The organism is Simiaoa sp. (assembly GCF_051972595.1).
In the GTDB taxonomy this organism is placed as follows: Bacteria; Bacillota; Clostridia; order Lachnospirales; family Lachnospiraceae; genus Acetatifactor; species Acetatifactor hominis.
In genome coordinates this window covers 25,397-43,976 of the sequence record NZ_JBOKRY010000025.1, presented here as the reverse complement: position 1 = coordinate 43,976, position 18,580 = coordinate 25,397, and the positions used below count along the sequence as shown (strand labels likewise).

General features: G+C 48.6%; 13 protein-coding genes. 4 read left to right on the top strand and 9 right to left on the bottom strand.

The genetic code is table 11. From position 1 onward, the window contains the following. Positions 1-87: 87 nt before the first annotated feature. From ACTRDR_RS09910 to ACTRDR_RS09900, 3 genes are all read left to right on the top strand, one after another. Positions 88-669, top strand: a complete 582-nt coding sequence (locus ACTRDR_RS09910) for a tyrosine-type recombinase/integrase (RefSeq protein ID WP_440527266.1) — start codon at positions 88-90, stop codon at positions 667-669. A 253-nt stretch (positions 670-922) separates the two neighbouring features. Next, positions 923-1,843, top strand: a complete 921-nt coding sequence (locus ACTRDR_RS09905; protein ID WP_176864851.1) for an alpha/beta hydrolase fold domain-containing protein — start codon at positions 923-925, stop codon at positions 1,841-1,843. Beyond that, positions 1,840-3,930 carry a methyl-accepting chemotaxis protein gene (locus ACTRDR_RS09900; protein ID WP_176864848.1) on the top strand — a complete coding sequence of 697 codons (2,091 nt, stop codon included), beginning with the start codon at positions 1,840-1,842 and terminating at the stop codon, positions 3,928-3,930. Before ACTRDR_RS09905 ends, ACTRDR_RS09900 begins: the two co-directional genes overlap by 4 nt. 74 nt (positions 3,931-4,004) lie before the next feature. On the opposite strand, the gene ACTRDR_RS09895 is transcribed toward ACTRDR_RS09900, so the two are convergent. From ACTRDR_RS09895 to ACTRDR_RS09855, 9 genes are all read right to left on the bottom strand, one after another. Next, the gene (locus ACTRDR_RS09895; protein ID WP_176864846.1) at positions 4,005-4,892 is read right to left on the bottom strand and encodes an AraC family ligand binding domain-containing protein; all 888 of its coding nucleotides are present in this window, start codon (positions 4,890-4,892) and stop codon (positions 4,005-4,007) included. Between the two features lie 91 nt (positions 4,893-4,983). Beyond that, entirely contained in the window at positions 4,984-6,240 is a 1,257-nt protein-coding gene (locus ACTRDR_RS09890; RefSeq protein WP_440527264.1) for a CapA family protein, read from the bottom strand. Between the two features lie 51 nt (positions 6,241-6,291). Next, on the bottom strand, positions 6,292-7,818 hold the full coding sequence (locus tag ACTRDR_RS09885; RefSeq protein ID WP_440527263.1) for an LCP family protein: 1,527 nt from the start codon (positions 7,816-7,818) through the stop codon (positions 6,292-6,294). 248 nt (positions 7,819-8,066) lie between these two features. Continuing rightward, on the bottom strand, positions 8,067-8,666 hold the full coding sequence (locus ACTRDR_RS09880; protein ID WP_440527262.1) for an AAA family ATPase: 600 nt from the start codon (positions 8,664-8,666) through the stop codon (positions 8,067-8,069). 21 nt (positions 8,667-8,687) lie between these two features. Then, a complete protein-coding gene (locus tag ACTRDR_RS09875; RefSeq protein ID WP_440527260.1) occupies positions 8,688-10,046 on the bottom strand; it encodes an SLC13 family permease in 1,359 nt (452 codons plus the stop codon). Positions 10,047-10,170: 124 nt separating this feature from the next. After that, the gene (locus ACTRDR_RS09870; protein ID WP_440527258.1) at positions 10,171-12,984 is read right to left on the bottom strand and encodes a glycoside hydrolase family 3 C-terminal domain-containing protein; all 2,814 of its coding nucleotides are present in this window, start codon (positions 12,982-12,984) and stop codon (positions 10,171-10,173) included. 109 nt (positions 12,985-13,093) lie between these two features. After that, the gene (locus tag ACTRDR_RS09865; protein ID WP_440527257.1) at positions 13,094-14,362 is read right to left on the bottom strand and encodes a sensor histidine kinase; all 1,269 of its coding nucleotides are present in this window, start codon (positions 14,360-14,362) and stop codon (positions 13,094-13,096) included. Positions 14,363-14,404: 42 nt separating this feature from the next. Continuing rightward, a complete protein-coding gene (locus ACTRDR_RS09860; protein WP_440527255.1) occupies positions 14,405-14,944 on the bottom strand; it encodes a prolyl-tRNA synthetase associated domain-containing protein in 540 nt (179 codons plus the stop codon). 20 nt (positions 14,945-14,964) lie between these two features. Next, positions 14,965-15,591, bottom strand: coding sequence for a lactate utilization protein (locus ACTRDR_RS09855; protein ID WP_022155029.1), 627 nt, complete (start codon positions 15,589-15,591; stop codon positions 14,965-14,967). A 356-nt stretch (positions 15,592-15,947) separates the two neighbouring features. Between ACTRDR_RS09855 and ACTRDR_RS09850 the strand changes: the two genes are divergently transcribed. Then, positions 15,948-18,575 (top strand): cation-translocating P-type ATPase, encoded by a 2,628-nt coding sequence (locus ACTRDR_RS09850; RefSeq protein WP_440527254.1) that lies wholly within the window; start codon positions 15,948-15,950, stop codon positions 18,573-18,575. The last annotated feature ends 5 nt before the right edge of the window (positions 18,576-18,580 follow it).

Sequence of the window (18,580 nt, the reverse complement as noted above, 5' to 3'; positions counted from 1 at the left end):
TCCTTGCCTGCTGGTTTGCACTGATGCAACATTTTATTATGGAATGTTGCATTTTCCTTATTCATTAATACTTTCAAGGAGGCTATTATGAGCACGACACAACCTATCCGCAGCAAACAACTTTTACATGATTTCAAAGATTACTATCTTACCCAACAGCCCAACTTCCGGAATTACACTATCATCCTGATCGGTCTGAACACTGCTCTCCGTATCAACGACATTCTTCATCTCACCTGGGGAAATGTCTATTGCACAGAACACAGCCGCTTTTACACCCATCTTCTGATCACAGAAAAGAAAACAGGAAAAGAGACCCGAATCCTGATCAACAGAGAACTTCAGAAAACATTACAGTCCTACCGGAATACATTGTCTTCCGTAACCGACACAGACTACCTTTTTCCCAGTCCCAGAAAAACAGCTTCCACTCTCTCCAGGTATCAGGCCTACCGCATTGTCCGTAAGGCTGCTGAAGCTGTAGGGATCGAAGACGTGATCCGGTGCCATTCCCTGCGGAAGACCTTCGGCTACCATGCATGGAAAATGGGAACTCCGCCCGCATTGCTGATGGAGATTTACAATCATTCTTCTTTTCAGATCACAAAACATTATCTGGGAATTGAACAGGATGACAAAGATGCCATATTTCGTGATATACAGCTATGATATGCGGCCTATATGATCACTATAGTGATACAAAAGTAACGTGGTAACGATTTTTATAAAAAGGACTAAAGTTTTCCCATGGTCAGCCGAAATATGTAGTGCAAGACAAAATGCAACATTCCATAATAGAATGTTGCATTTTCTATTTTAATCTATTCATTTCTGTGGTATTCTTTTAAAGACTGCATATCGCTTTTTTTCGACAAATATTTTTCTTTTATTAAAACATATACAGTCAGAATCAGGAGTACACATGAAAAGCTTTATATGTCAAATGTTCTATAAGCAGCGGGCGGCATTCGAGCAAAGCTGCGCTTCCAGGGGTAAAGAATATCCTCTTCCGGAAGACGTTTTCCTACAATCGGATATTTTCTATGATGAGAAGCATGTTCCGGCACATCGTCTGGATGTCTACCGTCCCAGGGGACGGGACGGAGAGATTCTTCCGGTCATCGTCAACGTACATGGCGGAGGCCTCCTCATAGGGAACAAGGAATTCAACCGTCCCTTTTGTGCCTCCCTTTGTGAGGCGGGGTATCTGGTATTCAGCATTGAGTACCGGCTGATACCGGACTGTCTCTTCTATGACCAGCTGGCTGACCTGCATCTGGCACTGGATTTTATCCGGGATCATCTGACGGAATACGGCGGTGACATTTCCCACATATATGCCTGCGGCGACAGCGGCGGTGCCTGTCTGTTGACTTATGGAATCGCCATGCAGCGAAGCACTGCACTGGCACAGGCTGCCGGAGTAACCCCTTCTGACCTGCCAGTCCGGGCACTTGGTCTGGTCAGCGGTATGTTCTATACGAACCGCCTGGATCAGATCGGACTTTTCCTCCCCAGATATCTCTACGGCCGGCATTATAAAAAAAGTGCTTTTGCCCCCTATGTATCTCCGGAGCACCCGGACATCGTGACCAGCCTGCCACCCAGTCTCCTGATCACCAGTGACAACGATAATCTTCAGAGTTATACTCTGAATTTTGAAAAGGCTCTGCGCAGACATCAGATGCCCCATAAACTGATCAACTACCCGAAGGATCCCCGCCTGACCCATGCGTTCAGCGCTTTTTACCCGGAGCTTCCGGAAAGCAGGGAAGTGATCCACCATTTGATTCATTTTTTTGAACATACCGGAGAGGACTGTAAAGGAGGATATGTATCATGACATACGACGAAAATGTTTTCAAAGAAAAAGCTAATCGGAAAGCCCGTAAGATCTGGATCGTTTTTGCTGTTTTACTGAGTGCCAACTATGGCTCCGATGCGTCCGGAGGATTATATCCCACCACTTCTTACCTTATTTTTCTGGCATTGTGCTGGCTGCCTCTGATCTTTGGCGAAGTGCTGTTACGCGTAAAAGGCTGGGCAACGGAGCTCTACCGCTACGATCTGGTCATCGGTTACGGCATCTTCTACACTTTTGTCATCTGTACTACAGCTTCCCCGATCGCTTTCACCTATATCCTGCCGGTGACGAGCCTGCTGGTACTATATAAGAACCGGAAATTCATGATCAACTGCGGTATCGCCAATGCTCTGATCATCGTCGGTGCAGCCGTCTATCGCTATATGCTGGGCTTCAACAGTGCTTCCGATATGAAGAATTATCAGTTACAGCTGTCCTGTATCGTCCTGTGCTACATCTGTTATGTCATGTCCATCCGTCATCTGAACGAATCCGACGGTGCCATGACCGACAGCATCAAGGCTGACCTGCACAGAGTCGTAACCACTGTAGAGCAGGTTAAGTCTTCGAGTAATATCATTCTCGATGGCATCACAGTCGTAAGAGAGCTGGCTTCCGAGAATAAGCACGGCTCCGATATCGTCATGCTGGGTATGAACGAGCTGACTGACAACAACAATATGCTGCAGGATCGTACCACATCATCCACACAGATGACCTCCGATATCCGTGCCCAGGTAGAAAATGTGGTAGCTTTGATCGGAGAAATGATCACGCTCGTCGAAAAAACGCAATCCCATTCCGGCGTCAGCGCGGAAGACCTGAAGAGTCTGGTGAATACAGCTGCTACCATGTCACAGCTGTCCACCGAGCTGGAAAATGTTCTGGAGAATTTCCGTCAGGAATTCGAAATGGTAAAACAGGAGACCGGCACCATAGAGAAGATCACAAACCAGACGAATCTGCTGGCATTAAATGCTTCCATCGAAGCTGCCAGAGCCGGAGAAGCCGGCAAGGGCTTCGCTGTCGTAGCGGATCAGATCCGTACCTTAAGCACCGAGACCCACGCTTCCTCTGATCAGATCAGGGATGCTCTCTCCCGGCTGGATGCTACCTCCGCGAAGATGACCTCTTCCATTGAAGAGACATTAAAGCTGATCCAGATCACTCTGGAAAAAGTAACGCAGACCGGAGATAACGTAAACCAGATCGCTTCTGATTCCGTGCAGCTGGGCAATCACATTCAGGTTGTAGATAATGCCATTAAAGAAGTAGAGAGCTCTAACACTCAGCTGGTATCCAACATGGAGCAGGTATCTAACATCGTGGATACTATCACAACCTGTATCACGCACTCCAGCCGGACCAGTGAACGGATGCTCAGTAAGTATCAGGAAACAGCAGATAATATCAATACCATCGAAGATGTCATGGAGAACATGATGTGTGATCTGGGTATCGGTGGATTCATGGGTATTGAAGACGTCAAGCCCGGCATGAAGATCGACTTACAGCTAGTCGGTCAGGAGGATGACAACTATCTTGGGGAGCTGATCGAGCAGATCCCGGAGGGACTGTTAGTATCCTGTCAGAAGAAGCTGACGATTAACGGGTCTGCTTCCTGTATGCTGCAGGTCACCGCAGGTAATATCCTGTACTGTTGGGACAAAGCCGCCATTTCTCCTGCTCCCGAAAGTGGTGAACATGCTTTCAAGGTTACCATTACTACCAGACCCAGGATCAACAATAGACGCAAATACCCTCGTATGGATCTGAATAATACCTGTACTATTAAGTTCAAAAATTCCGATACAGAATATGCGGCTACCATGGAAAATATCAGTGCCAACGGATTCGCCTTCCTGGCCACAGACAAGATATTCACCCAAAGCAAAAATGCAGAAGTCATTATCACGATTCATGATTTTGCTCTGCCAAATCATAATGTGCTGGAAGGTCGCATCATCCGCTGTTCCGACGATAACGGACTGTATATCGTCGGATGCCAGATGCCGGAAGATAATTTCTATATCCTGGAATATGTAGAGAATAACTTAAATAAATAGAATTCCTGTGTAAAACCAAGGCACTAAAAAAGCCCATTCATATTCAGATGAATGAGCTTTTTTAATGTTGTTCTTTACGGTTTCAATAGCCGGGCGATCAGACCCTCGACCTCCTGGAGCTGTTCTTTTGTGCTCTCTCTGTGACTTTCCTTGCGGTATTTTGACGGAGACATGCCCTTCATGGCATGGAACGCCTTGGTAAATACCAGCGCATCACTATACCCACAGGACAGGGCAATGCTCTCGATAGGATAATTCGTAGATTCCAGCAACTCTCTCGCCTTGGTGATACGGAAGGTGGTGAGGAACTGCTGAGGCGACATTCCCAGATAATTCTGGAACAATGTATATAAATAACTGCGGTTGATACACACATAATCCGCCACATCCGTTACCTTGATCGGGTTACAGTAGTTACTCTGGATAAAAGATACCGCTTTTTTCACATACTGGTTCCCCTTATCCTCTTCCTCTCTGGCTACCACACCGGCGCTGTCCGCGATCACAGACAGGAATACTCCCAGCAGTCCGTTCCGGCGCAGATCATCCGCGATTCCAAAGGTATTGTGTTCCATCATATCGCGGACAATAGAATACAGCTCCTCTGATTTATCACAGGAAAAAATAGGATGCCTGTCTGACAGTCCCATGCTATGTAAATACTCTTCCGCGCGGCTCCCGGCGAAGCCCACCCACAGATAACTCCAGGGATCCTTTGCATCCGCCTGATAGAACGCCAGCTCGTTGGGCTGGATCAGAAATCCGTACCCGGCCTCCAGCCGGTATTCCTTGTCATGGAACCGGAAATGCCCCTTGCCGCTTAAGACATAGTGGATCAGGTAGTGCGGCTTGGATGCCGGTCCGAAGCTGTGCAGCGCTTCCGTCTGAGAGCAACCGCAGCAATTCACATACAGACTTCCTGTTTTGTCATTGATAAAGTCCAGCTTAAATGCTTTTTCCATGGCAATTCCTATCCTTTCCTCTATTCCTCATCCGCACATGTCACTATCCACACATCTGCCTCATCATCCGAAAGTTATCAACATCTCCCGGTCAATTCACTATAATCCCGCCGTCCTCATCAAACGCCACACCAAAAGCACTGCTGTATTCGTTCATACGCTGCAGGATCCTCTGCTTATCCTCCCCCGTTGCCGGCGTCGGTCGGAAATTATTCCTTGTTTTGACAGAGCTTACCATGCAGGGAATGATCCGGGCGTTCTGATCCTCCACCTTTTCCCCGTTCTCAAAAGTAAAGGTCTGCTGGAAGATCATGGTGTCCTTGTCCTCCGGATTCCGGTTGGCTCCGAAGCAGAAATTTGCCAGGCTGTAAATGATATATCTGCCCTTGTATTCCTCGATTCCTTGTAACACATGGGGATGATGACCGATGACCAGATCCACTCCCCAGTCGATGCATTTCCTGCCAAGCTGCTGCTGATAATTCTCCGGATAGGTGTCTTTCTCAATGCCCCAGTGACAGCAGGCGAGGATCAGATCCACGTTCTGCTCCCGCAAGACTTCGATATTATTCTGAATCAGTTTCTCCGCCTGTGCGCCCCATTCCACTTCATTGACGGAGATAATGCCGATCTTCAGATTCCGCTCTCCGCCGTGGGCTGCCGCACTGTCCGGGATTTCATAGATGCCTACATTTTTATCATAGGCATAGACAATTCCCTCCTGCTCCAATGCCGCCACCGTATCCCGGCTGCCCTGCTCTCCGTAGTCCAGTCGATGATTATTGGCAAAGCTGACGGCTTCGATATCCCCCAATGTCAACAGATGGGCATACGCCGGATCTCCCTTGATGCAGTAGGTCTGCCCCTCACGCATATGTTCCGATGTGGTCAACGGTCCTTCGAGATTCACGATGGTCATATCATCCGCCTTGAAAATATCTCTCACATTCTCGAAAAAATATCCCTCATCCTCCGCCTGATCGTACACCTGACGGAATGAATAGCTGTAATCCTGTTCCTGATGATTGCCCAAAGTTACATCCCCTGCCGCGGAGATTGTGATCGTGCAGCGTTCACCCGTCAAAGTATCCGAATTCCCGGGCTGTCCCGCTTCCTGCAATGCAGTATTGTCACCGTCCATACTGTCGGTCTTTGATGCCTCCCCGAAATTCTCAACGGTATGACCGTTCTGTGCCCCGGCATTGTAATTGTAACCTCCGATGGGCTGCGCCAGTTCTTCCCGCCCCGGAATACAGACCTGCTGTGTCAGATCATCCCCACAGCCGCTAAGCGCTATTACACTGACCGCACAAGCCAGTGCCACGAATCGCTTTTTTCTCTGCCCCATAAATGTTCTCCCCCTCGATTTACCATATATGACGACAGTGTCATCGTCACATCAGTCTGCAGTCTCTGTTGTCGCAGTGCTGTCTCCCGTTCCATACAGATTCTCCTGCAGGAATTTCTTATTTGCCTCGAAATCCACCTCCAGCACGGACATTTTACGATGGGTCGCATCCTTATACGTGCCTTCAATGGGAATACTGTTCTGTATAATATCGTATGTCAGGATCTTCGGTGCCATAAGACTTAACCGGTAACACTCCGCCTGGGTCAGGTTCGTGGTCAGATTCGGCATCAGACCGTCGATCAGTCCCTTCGGATTCGTGAGTACACCCTTAGGCAGCTTATGAATGACCTCTGTCAGCACCTTTCTCTGTCGCTCGGTTCTACCGAAATCCGTACCGATATAACGATTTCTGCAATAAGCCAGCGCCTGGGGGCCGTTCAGATGCACCATACCTCCGGACAAGTCATCGAAATAGTCCGTTCCCTCCGGTCTGCCCAGCAGGATATTATATTCTACCAGATAGCCGTTCACGTATTCCACTTCCTTGCCGGTCAGCCCCAGATCCACGCCGCCCACGGCATCTACCAGATTCGCAAATGCCTCAAAATTCACCAGCACATAGCGGCTGATATGAATGTCAAAATTCTGCTCGATAGTCTGCATCAGCAGCTCCGCACCGCCATAGGAGTATGCCGCATTCAGACGATTGTCCTTATGCCCCGGTATCTCTACATACATGTCACGGAGCAGAGATGTCATATATATCTTTTTCGTCTTGTTGCTGATAGACAGCAGGATCATGGCATCGGATCTGCCATCCTCCCCGTTCTCACGGGAGTCGTTACCGATCAGGAGAATATTTGTAACTCCTTCTTCCTTCATGGGAGAGCTTGCCACAGATTCGATCTCTTCATAATTCATCTCAGCATAGACCTTACCCACCAGGACATACAGCCCTGCTGCCAGAAATACAAGGATCAGCGCCACTGCGATCAGGAAGCGCTTGAAGCTGGATTTTTTCTTTTTTCTGCCGCTCCCGGCTTCCTTTTTGTTTCCTTTTCTGCTCTTCTTATCTGTTTTCGTGTCTGTCTCCTCACGCTTCCCTGATTTTTTTCCGGAGCGTTTTTTGTCTCTGGGATCTTCGTAATCCTCGTATTCGTCCGCATAGTCCTCCCGTCTGCTACGCCGGGTTCTATCGGATGCCGCCTGTCTGCGACGATCTGCATTACTGTTACTGCGACCACCACCATTACGATTCTCTGAAGTCTTACGCGTCGTCTCTCTGCGGGCTGCCTGTCTCTTACGATACGCAGGATCATCCCAGTCCTCGGTGTAATCATCCTCTCTTGTTCGTCTTCCGGATCCGATCACGTCCAGTTCCTCCTCATCCTCGTCATCCTCATTCATGTCAAACATCTGCGGAGCCGGACGCTCTGCTGTCTGCCTTCCGGTCCCGGACTTCCCACTGCCGGAGCCGGATGTCTGCATTTCCTGCAGTTCCTGCTGTAAAAAGGCTTCCAGACCTTTTTGTATATCTTCCATCTCCTGAATGGAGTCTCGCTCTCTGTCACTCATGTTGTACCTCATTTCCACATACCGGCACCGGTACGTTCCTTAAGTCTCTTTCCTATTCGTCTCCTAGGATACCACACTCCTTTGTATTTGTCGCGGCAGAAATCCTTAATATTTGCTTAAATGTTGTCCGGCATTTTTTAAGACACACTTTCTATGGCAATAAAAAGAAACTGTCTACGGCAGCCACAAGATTTTCTCTTGCATGCTTTCCGCAGACAGTCTCTGCATTTTTGTTATCTTATATCATTCTATTTATGAGCGATTCTCGCATCTATGTAGTTCTTCAGAGATTCCACGGTCTCCTCCACACCCAGTCTGCTGCTGTTGATGGACAGATCGTAGTTCCGGGAGTCGCCCCATTTTACCTTACAATGGCTGTTGTGGTAAGATTTTCTGCGACGGTCCTTCTCGATCATACGCTCCTCCGCATGTCTCGCATCCAGCTCATAGATCTGCATAACACGCTCGATCTTGGCTTCTTTGTCTCCTAATACGAAGATGGAGATCAGATTCGGATTGTCCTTCAACACGATCTCAGAACAGCGTCCTACGATCACAAAGGATTCTCCTGCCTCTGCTTTTTTCTTGATATAGTCGAACTGCATTCTCGCCACATTATCTGCCGGAGAGCTGTTCATTCCCATCACGCTTCTGTACAGGAATTTGTTACGTCTCTTTTCATCGAACTCTGCCAGCTCCTTGCTGCTCACATTCATGCTTGCAGCCACCTCATCTAACAGGTTATGATCGTACATTGGCAGCTTGTAATATTCTGCCAGCTTCTGTGCGATCTCATGTCCGCCGCTGCCGTACTCACGACTGACGGAGATAATCAGTTGTTCACTCATGGGTCTGCCCTCCTTATAGTCTTACAGATATCTCGCATAGATCATTACCATGGAGATTACTATTACTATTATAGTCGCAGGAGCCATAACTTTGCAATATTTTCCCCACTTGATCATATGACCGGCTTTCGCTGCGGTAGCGATACCCACGACATTCGCAGATGCACCGATGGGAGTCGCACTTCCGCCGATATCGGTTCCCATTGCTAACGCCCATGCCAGGATAGACAGATTTACACCCTGGGTCGCGGACAGACTGCTGATGATAGGGATCATCGTCGCCGCAAAAGGAATATTATCCACGAACGCACTGGCAATTGCGGAGATCCACAAAATAATCGCGATCATCAGCATCAGATTACCGTTACTGATGTCACCAATGAAGTTCGCCATGACTTTCAGGATACCGGTCTGCTCCAGCCCGCCTACCACCATGAACAATCCGATGAAGAACAGCAGTGTCTTATAGTCGATCTGTTTGATCAGCTTCAGCGCATCTCTGCCTGCGGCGATCAGCGTCACGATAGAGATAAATACACCGATGCAGGATACAGTCAGACCGGTCTGTGCATGGGTTACCAGCAATGCTACTGCACACAGGAAAATAACGGTGCTGATAATAAAGCCCTTTTTATCGGTGATCGCCTCAGAAGGATCCGGATAAGTCTGATTGCTGCCGGCTGCTGCCGCTTCGCTGGCACGCAGCTCCTTGTGGAATACCAGGTAGAAATACAATACAACTACGACCAGGGAAATACCTGCGATCAGACCGGTATTGGTCAAAAAATCCGTGAAGGAATATCCCAGGGAAGTACCGATGATGATGTTGGGGGGATCTCCACACATGGTAGCAGATCCGCCCAGGTTCGCGCAAAATACCTCTGCCAGGATCATAGGCACCGGATTGAATTTCAACAGCTGTGACAGTTCAATTGTTACTGCTGCCAGGAACAGAATTACGGTGATACTGTCAATGAACATTGCCAGAATACCGGATAATACCATAAAGGTCACGAACAGCGGCACTACTTTATATTTAACCATCTTGGCAAGGCGCATGCAGAGCCAGCGGAAAAATCCGACTCTCGCCATTCCCTCTACCATGATCATCATTCCCGCTACGAATACGATAGTCTCCCAGTTAATGCCACTGGAAGTCTCCGCGGACTGTCCCGCCGTATACCAGAAATGACTTGTAAAAAAGCTTCCTAAATTCAGGGTCTCCCACACTGCACCCATACTGTGCATTCCCAGTCCGAATACCAGCACCAGCGTCAGCACACCGCAGCCCAGGGTAATAACGTGTCTCTCCCATACTTCCAGAACGATCAGTATAAACATCGCTACAAATATTACTACTGCAAGTATCTGTGCTATCACTTTTCCTGCCTCCTCGTTAGTTTTTCTAATAAACGTACAAGAGTAGATTGTATCTGAAAAAGCAGGGGAAGTCAATCATTCTTTGGGGCTCTGCACATAAATATTCCGTTAAAGTTTTTTATGTTTATTCATTCCGGATGCTTTCGATATCGTTCTTACCCACATAGCGTAAGAACATCCGGTGCATATCGATACCACTCTCTCCGAAATATAATTTCATGTATTTCTCGCCGTCCTGACGAATGGGCAGTGTTACAACACGTTCCATGGTCTGACCTTCCGTGCCGTTAAGGGTCACGGTCTGTTGTAACGTATTGTTCAGGAACACGGAGATCGGCAGCTGCGCCAGTTCTCCTAACGTAGAGCTCATCCGAAATACCAGCTCATATCTTCCGATCTTAGGGAAACGCAACTGGTATACCGCACTTGTGCCCTTCTTCGTGGACAGTTTTTCCAACGGAAGTTCTATCTCTTCGCCGGTCTTCGGCTCCGGCATTTCCAGACATGCCAGCACCTGTCCGCTGTCTCCTGCACCCTCGGTACTTATCGGATTGTGAAGCTCCGTGCATTCCTCTTCCTCTCTGTTCAGAAGCCGTTCCATAGCAACGGAACGTAACAGGAAACCACAGATATTTGCCGCATTCCGCGTAAGCTGTGCTCTGGTGAGTCTGCCGTCTGCCAAGCCTTCCGCGGTATTGTCCCCCGCGGAGTTGGATGCCGCATCCGCTACGACCATATAAATATCGTTCTGTGCCCGCACCATGGGAATCGTCTGTCTGCCGGAGCCGGGCTCCCCTTCCTCATTGATCTTCGCCCACCAGTCAGTCATCACAATACCCTGATATCCCCATTCCTTACGGAGAATGGTCGTCAGGAGATCATAGTTGCCAGCTGTCCACAGTCCGTTTACCGGTCCGTAAGTAGACATGATACTGTAAGCGCCACCCTGTTTCACCGCGATCTCAAAGCCCCTCAGATAGATCTCTCTCAGTGCTCTCTCGGATACGATGCTGTTGGCATCATGCCGCTTGAATTCCTGATTGTTACATGCAAAATGCTTGATAGTGCCGGTGACACCGTATTTTCCCATGCCGGTCAGCTGTGCTGCTGCCATGATACCGGTGAGATACGGGTCTTCCGAAAAATACTCAAAGTTACGACCGTTCAATGGATTCCTGTGGATATTGATGCCGGGTCCTAAGAGGGTGTCAATCTTGTTCTTCCGAAGCTCCATGCCCTCCATTTCATACAGCTCCTCCACCAGTTCCGGATCAAAGGTGCAGGCAAGCAATGTGCCGTTAGGCAGGGCATATGCCATGGTGCCGCAGTCCATACGGATACCGGAGGGTCCGTCCGAACAGCAGGCTATGGGAATCCCAAATCTCTTCAGACCTTCTGTCACTCCACCGAAGGCTGCTGCCGTGCCCGGAGTCACTTTCGGGGAACACATGCCCTCTCCGCGGGTCATACAGATCAGATCTTCGTCCGACAGCTGTGTCAGAAACTGTTCTAACGTAATTTTTCCATCCTGCACATCCGACAGCTTCCAGCCCTGGTCCCCCTCATATTTACTCTGTGTCGGTCTCTCTGTCCGAATGCGCTCCGCCAGGTCTATCGTTCGTAAAGGTACATCTTCCCAGTTTACAATGGCATGATCCTTTTCCTCGAAAAAGAAAGGTTTCAGACGCTTAAACTCCTGTACGGGTGCCATTGCTTCCGTCATCGTCCGCACTACCTGAAGCTCTGTCAGGGTCGCCCTGCCGGCCTCTGCTGCGCTTCGCACATCGGTTCCGGCATAGAAGATATAGTCTCCCTCTTCCAGTACATAGCAGGATTTATGTCCGGTGACACCACTGTCATCATAGGATGCATACTCCGTCAGCTCTGTTTTCAGCAGCAGTTCTTCTGTCTCACCCGGCTTCAGTTCTTCGGTCTTCGCAAATGCAGCCAGCTGGCGCAGAGGCTTTCCTAATCTCCCCTGAGGTGCTTCCAGATACAGCTGCACAGTCTCCCTGCCGGATACTCCCCCGACATTGGTTACTTTTGCAACTGCCGTGACTGCCATTCCCTGTACTGAGAATCCCAGGATCTCTGTCTGGAACTTCGTATAGGATAATCCAAATCCGAAAGGATACTTCACCTTATCTTTCGCAAATGTCTCAAAATAACGATATCCTACATAAATATCCTCCGTATAGAAATTCTCCACCGGATCTCCGAAATTTTCCGTGGAAGGATAATCTTCAATGTCTTCTGCAATCGTGTCGCTTAATTTACCACCGGGATTTACTTTGCCGGTCAGGATATCCACACAGGCTCTTCCGCCCTCCTGACCTCCCTGCCAGATATAAAGTACTGCCTGCGGCTGATACCGGTCTACCCACTTCATATCTATGATGTTACCGACATTCAGTACCACGATCGTATGCTCAAAAGCATGACATACATTATGAAGGAGCTCCTCCTCCAAAGCTGTCAGCAGATAACTTCCCTCCGCCGCACTGTTATCCTTATCTTCCCCGGCAGTACGCCCGATGACCACGATCGCTGCATCCGACTGTCCGGCTGCCTGCGCCGCCAGTTCTTCATCTACGGGCATCTCCTCCTGATTCCAGGGTTCCATGGCCCAGCCTTCTCCCACATCAAACGGATGCTCCTTCAGCCACTCACGATACTGCTGCTCAAGCGCTTCGTTTACCTGTATGGTCCCATCTTCTTTCAGGCTGTCGATGATATTCGTGACATAAGGAGCATTGACCATGCCGCCGGAGCCGGTGCCACTCTTGTAATGCTCGAACTGTGTTCTTCCGAATACAGACACTCTCTGTCCCCTGCGTAACGGTAAGGTATCCTCTTCATTCCGCAGCAGCACGCTTCCTTCTGCCGCCACGCGTCTTGCCAGCTCCGCATATTTCTGATAATCCAGTGTATATTTCATTTGTTCAATGACTCCTTCCTGCAGACAACCTGTTATTGTTGACATCATTATACCGAAAGAAAGAAGTTTTCTCAATAGAAAAAGACACTGGAGAACGTCTCCAGTGTACTCAGAAGATAAGCCGGACTACAAATTCCCCGTCTTCCATCCGGAACTGATACTGTCCGTGGAGTTTTTCCACATAATATACGATGCTCCGGACCCCCAGTCCATGTCCGGACCGCTCTGTGACCGGGATTCCATCGGTAAATACCGGCGGCGTCTGCACCGGATTTTTCACCATAAGCAGCAGATGCCCTGCCTTCTCCGACAGAGACAATCCAATCCTCCGCCTGCTCTCCGGCAGCTCCTGTACCGCATGCATGGCATTTTCCAGTACATTAGACAGGATCGCGCAGAACATCATTTCCGAACAGGGAAGCTTTTCTCCGATCGTGACCTGTGCCTCCCAGGGAATCTTCTGCTCCTCAAAACGGGTATTATAAGTAGATAATACCGAATTCACCATTTCGTTCCTGCAATATGCCTTGATGACGGTATCATCATAGGTCTGGCTGACCTCATTGAGATATTCCAGAGCCTTTTCGCAATCTCCCTGCTGGAGCAGTGTTCGCAGAACGGCCATGTGATGTCTGGTATCATGCCGCAGGATCGACATCTTTTTCTCGCTTTTCCTTGTATTGTCCATCTCCGCCTGAAAAGAATTCATCTGCATACGGATCAGCTCATTATACTGCTCTGCCTTGCTTTTCATTTCATATTCCCTGAAATATATCAACAAAAAGAACAGATACGACAGACAGATAGCAAATCCGAGGAACTCCGGTACCGCTCTGTTACCGGTATATAGCAGATTGGAAAACTTCGTCGTGGCATAGTCAAAAATATAATACACCAGAGGCAGACTTCCGATGATCAGCAGCTCCCGGTCCGTCTTCGCGAACAACATTGTCGTCGTCTGACACACATAATGGCACAGCACCCAGAATACTACCAGCGTCACCACGATACGGCAGGCATAATAGCACCACTCTTTTCCCGTTATCGACAGTGCGAACAGCCCTATCCAGTTACTGCACTGGCAGCACAGATACGCTGTGAATATGGAGCTTAAGGACGGCAATAGTCTGAATTTATAATAGAACACCAGCATCAGCAATAGCGGCACGTGAACGATCAGCGGGTATATCTGATCCACCATCTCCGGACCCAGCAGAGATACGCAGACCATATATAAGCCCCCGGAAATCACTGCCAATAGCAACAGCTTCCATACATTCTTTTTGTCCTTCTTCACACCCAGGAAAAAAGCCGACAGGAAGATGCCGAACAGCATAGTCGTAATATTATGTGTATATGTCAGAATTTCCAGTATCATAGGAGCTCCTCACTTTTATTTCGTAAGTTCATAGATGCTTTTTTACAGCTTTACTTTTACAAAATCATGTTCCATGGCGGGAAGCACTTTTTCGATCAGATCCGCCGTCCGCATACGAAGGCTGGAGGTATTGATGCAGGGATGGCACCCGAAATATTCACTATCCAGCACCTCCTCATCGATCAACAGCTTCACCTGATGTTCCTTATCGTTCATCAGACCGAGCACACTGACAGAGCCGGGGGTGATATCCAGGAATTTCTCCATGTATTCCGGCTTGGCAAAAGAAAGTCTTGCCGAGCCGATCTGCGCCGACAGATCCTTGGTGTGGAACACCTTGGTATCCGGGATCATCAGCAGATAGAATGCGGTCTCCTGACGGTTGCACAGAAACAGATTCTTACAGACCATGGATTCCAGGATCTCATCCACTTCCTTACAGTCCTCCATGGTCATCGCCGGAGCGTGATCCACGCGGTCATATTCCACGCCTAAGTCATCCAGCAGATCATAGGAGCGTATCTCTTTGTCCAGTCTGCCGGTAGTATCGGCAGGTCTTCCTTTTTGTAATACTAATGTCATTGTCTTTTCCCCTTTGTTGTCTAATAACCGATGGTGTCGTTTACAAGGATCACATGGATCCGGTCCGTATGTCTGGAATATCTCGTGATCAGGAACTGACAGCAGATGGTATCCGGAGACTTACAGTCGAAGCATTTCCCGGTTTCTTTGCAGGGAGTCTTGATGTCGAATCTCTGGGCATTGATAGGTGCAGCCACATTTCGCGCACGCTTCATAGCGCTGTCTAAGTCTGCGCAGACCTTGTTCATGCCGACGATGAAGATTACTTTCCTCGGTCCCTGGGCTATGCAGGAGACACGGTTGGAATTGCCGTCGATATTGACCATGACACCGTCGCTGGTGATGGCATTGGCACTGGAAAGGAAGATATCCGCATCGTAAGCTGCCATAAGTCCTGCTCTGGCATCCATCTTAGAACGGTCGATATAGTGGTAATTACCTGCTTCCAGAGCGGAGATCAGTCCGATCTCTCCGGCGCTCATGCATCCGCCCATAGCGATGGTGCTTCCCTCCGGGATCAGCTCCAGTGCCTGCTTCAGCGCAGCTTCTTTATCCTCTGCGTAATAACCTGACATGTTACGGGACTGTAATCCCTTGATCACTGTTTTGGCCAGCTGTTCATTTCTTTTTCTGATCATTTCATTCATCTCTTAACCTTCCTGCCTTTCCGTAATTTGCAAACCTTATTCCTGTGGACCGATTTCTTTTTGATCCTATTTTATCAAAAAAAAATTTCTATGTATAGCAACCAATAGAAATATTTGACAATACTTTTCGCATATGCTAGGATATTTCCAATATTAGGGAGTAGTTCACATCGGGTAACCGGTGTTGTGTTGGTCGTCATCACGTTAGTGAAGCCTCAGGCAGTCGCTAACCGGGCAGTACACTTCTACAGAAATGGAACGAGACTTTTATTGTATGTTTATCGTGCAGTAAAAGTCTTTTTTTGCGTGATAAACAAAGGATCCGGGTACATTATTTAAAGAAGGAGGATTTGTATATGACACAAAAAAACATCTGGAATATTTCTGTAAAAGAGCTCATGGAAAAATATCAGGTGACAGAACAAGGGCTTACCACTGCCCGCGCCAAGGAGCTTCGCCTGGAAAAGGGTGAAAATATCCTGCAGGAGAGCAGGCGCAAAAGTATTCCGGAAGTATTTATCAGTCAGTTTGCTGATCTGCTGGTAGTAATCTTGATCATTGCAGCAGCGATCTCCATGTTTTCCGGCAATGTGGAGAGTACCGTTGTAATCCTGCTGGTACTGGTGATCAATGCCATCCTGGGCACCCTGCAGCATGTAAAGGCTCAGCGTTCTCTGGACAGTCTCAGGCAGTTATCTTCACCCGGTGCAAAAGTCATTAGAGACGGTGTGAAACGGGAACTTCCATCTAAGGATATTGTGCCGGGAGACATTGTCTTATTGGAAGCGGGTGACATGATCGTGGCCGATGGCCGTATCCTGCACAGTTATTCGCTACAGGTCAATGAAAGCTCTCTGACAGGCGAGTCTGCCAATGTAGAGAAAACAGATGCCGTTATAGAGGGTGATGTGGCACTTGCTGACCGGGCAAATATGGTCTATTCCGGAAGTCTGGTCACCTACGGACGCGCCGAGATGCTGGTGACTGCTACCGGCATGGAGACGGAGCTGGGTAAGATCGCAGGACTGATGAATGCAGCCAAAGAGCGCAAGACACCGCTGCAGGAGAGCCTGGACAAGTTCAGCAGCAGACTTGCCATACTGATCATGATCATATGTACTGTCGTATTCTGCCTGTGTATCTATCGCCGGATGACGTTGTTGGACTCCATGATGTTTGCAGTGGCACTGGCTGTTGCTGCGATCCCTGAGGCACTGAGCTCCATTGTGACCATAGTACAAGCCTTTGGTACGCAGAAAATGGCAAAGGAAAATGCAATTATCAAGAATCTGAAAGCTGTGGAAAGTCTGGGCTGTGTCTCTGTCATCTGCTCTGATAAGACCGGAACACTGACTCAGAATAAAATGACGGTGCAGCAGATTTATATAGAAGACCGGTTATACGAGCCGGATCAGCTTGACCTTTTGAATCAGACACATCGCTATCTGCTCTACGACGCTGTCCTCAACAATGATTCCAGTATCGTCGATGACAAGGGCATCGGTGACCCTACAGAATATGCCCTTTTAGAGATGTTTCGAAGGATTGAAGCGGATACATTTTCTATTTTGAAAGAAGCAAATATGCATGAAGATATCCTCAGGCAGAACATGCAACGCCTTGAGGAAGTGCCTTTTGATTCCGACAGAAAGCTGATGAGTACGAAATATATGCTGCATGGTGTACCCACGATCCTTACCAAAGGTGCTGTGGATGTTCTCTTAGACCGCTGTGACTATGTGCGCTGCAACGATGGTATCCGTCCTATGACGGAAGCTGAAAAAGACAAGATCCGTATGCAGAATCAGCTTTTTTCAAAAAATGGCCTGCGTGTATTGTCTTTTGCTTACAAGGAATCTGATGAAAATCTCGACATCCATGCGGAGTATGGCTATACCTTCCTGGGACTGATCTCTATGGTAGATCCTCCCAGAGAGGAATCTGCGGCTGCCGTTGCAGCTTCCAAGAGAGCCGGCATCCGTCCGGTCATGATCACCGGTGATCATAAGGTAACAGCAGTGGCAATTGCCCGCCGGATCGGAATATTCGAAGAAGGAGACCTTGCACTGACAGGTGCGGAGCTGGATGCCATGAGCGACAGCGAACTGGATGAACAGATCGCAGAAATCTCCGTCTATGCCAGAGTATCTCCCGAGAACAAAATCCGGATTGTAGAGGCATGGCAGCGCAGAGGTAATATTGTCTCCATGACGGGAGACGGTGTGAATGATGCTCCTGCATTGAAAAAGGCGGACATCGGTGTCGCTATGGGAATTACCGGAACCGAGGTGTCTAAGGATGCCGCTGACATGATTCTGTCAGATGATAATTTTGCAACGATCATCAAGGCAGTGGCAAACGGGCGTAATGTATACAGAAATATCAAAAATGCCATTTTGTTTCTGCTGTCCGGTAATACCGCCGGTATCTTAGCAGTATTATACACATCCCTGATGGGACTTCCTGTGCCTCTTACACCGGTACATCTGCTGTTCATCAACCTGCTGACCGATTCTCTTCCGGCCCTGGCAATCGGCATGGAACCTGCAGATGATGACCTTCTGAAGGAAAAACCCAGGAATCCACGGGAAGGAATCCTCACCAGAGGTTTTATGATTACGATGATAACACAAGGTCTGCTGATCGCAGCAGCCTCCATGACAGCTTATCACATCGGACTGACAGTCAGTTCGGCTATGGCCTCCACTATGGCTTTTGCCACACTGACACTGGCCAGATTGTTCCATGGTTTTAACTGCCGTGGCAGCGAATCCATCTTCCGGCTGGGACTGACCTCAAACCGATACAGCCTCTATGCTTTCGCTGCGGGAGTCTCTTTACTGGCACTGGTAATCTTCATCCCGGGGCTGCACAGTGTATTCAGCGTAGCCGCTCTGCCTACGACAGCACTTGGTCAGATCGTGGGGCTCGCTCTCATGCCGACAGTGATTATACAGATAACGAAAATTATCAGGCATAGATAATTGGT

What these genes read in the sequence shown, in the direction of transcription:
- ACTRDR_RS09910 (WP_440527266.1), top strand. Translation starts at nt 88, where the DNA reads ATGAGCACGACACAACCTATCCGCAGCAAACAACTTTTACATGATTTC.
- ACTRDR_RS09905 (WP_176864851.1), top strand. Translation starts at nt 923, where the DNA reads ATGAAAAGCTTTATATGTCAAATGTTCTATAAGCAGCGGGCGGCATTC.
- ACTRDR_RS09900 (WP_176864848.1), top strand. Translation starts at nt 1,840, where the DNA reads ATGACATACGACGAAAATGTTTTCAAAGAAAAAGCTAATCGGAAAGCC.
- ACTRDR_RS09895 (WP_176864846.1), bottom strand. Translation starts at nt 4,892, where the DNA reads ATGGAAAAAGCATTTAAGCTGGACTTTATCAATGACAAAACAGGAAGT.
- ACTRDR_RS09890 (WP_440527264.1), bottom strand. Translation starts at nt 6,240, where the DNA reads ATGGGGCAGAGAAAAAAGCGATTCGTGGCACTGGCTTGTGCGGTCAGT.
- ACTRDR_RS09885 (WP_440527263.1), bottom strand. Translation starts at nt 7,818, where the DNA reads ATGAGTGACAGAGAGCGAGACTCCATTCAGGAGATGGAAGATATACAA.
- ACTRDR_RS09880 (WP_440527262.1), bottom strand. Translation starts at nt 8,666, where the DNA reads ATGAGTGAACAACTGATTATCTCCGTCAGTCGTGAGTACGGCAGCGGC.
- ACTRDR_RS09870 (WP_440527258.1), bottom strand. Translation starts at nt 12,984, where the DNA reads ATGAAATATACACTGGATTATCAGAAATATGCGGAGCTGGCAAGACGC.
- ACTRDR_RS09865 (WP_440527257.1), bottom strand. Translation starts at nt 14,362, where the DNA reads ATGATACTGGAAATTCTGACATATACACATAATATTACGACTATGCTG.
- ACTRDR_RS09860 (WP_440527255.1), bottom strand. Translation starts at nt 14,944, where the DNA reads ATGACATTAGTATTACAAAAAGGAAGACCTGCCGATACTACCGGCAGA.
- ACTRDR_RS09855 (WP_022155029.1), bottom strand. Translation starts at nt 15,591, where the DNA reads ATGAATGAAATGATCAGAAAAAGAAATGAACAGCTGGCCAAAACAGTG.
- ACTRDR_RS09850 (WP_440527254.1), top strand. Translation starts at nt 15,948, where the DNA reads ATGACACAAAAAAACATCTGGAATATTTCTGTAAAAGAGCTCATGGAA.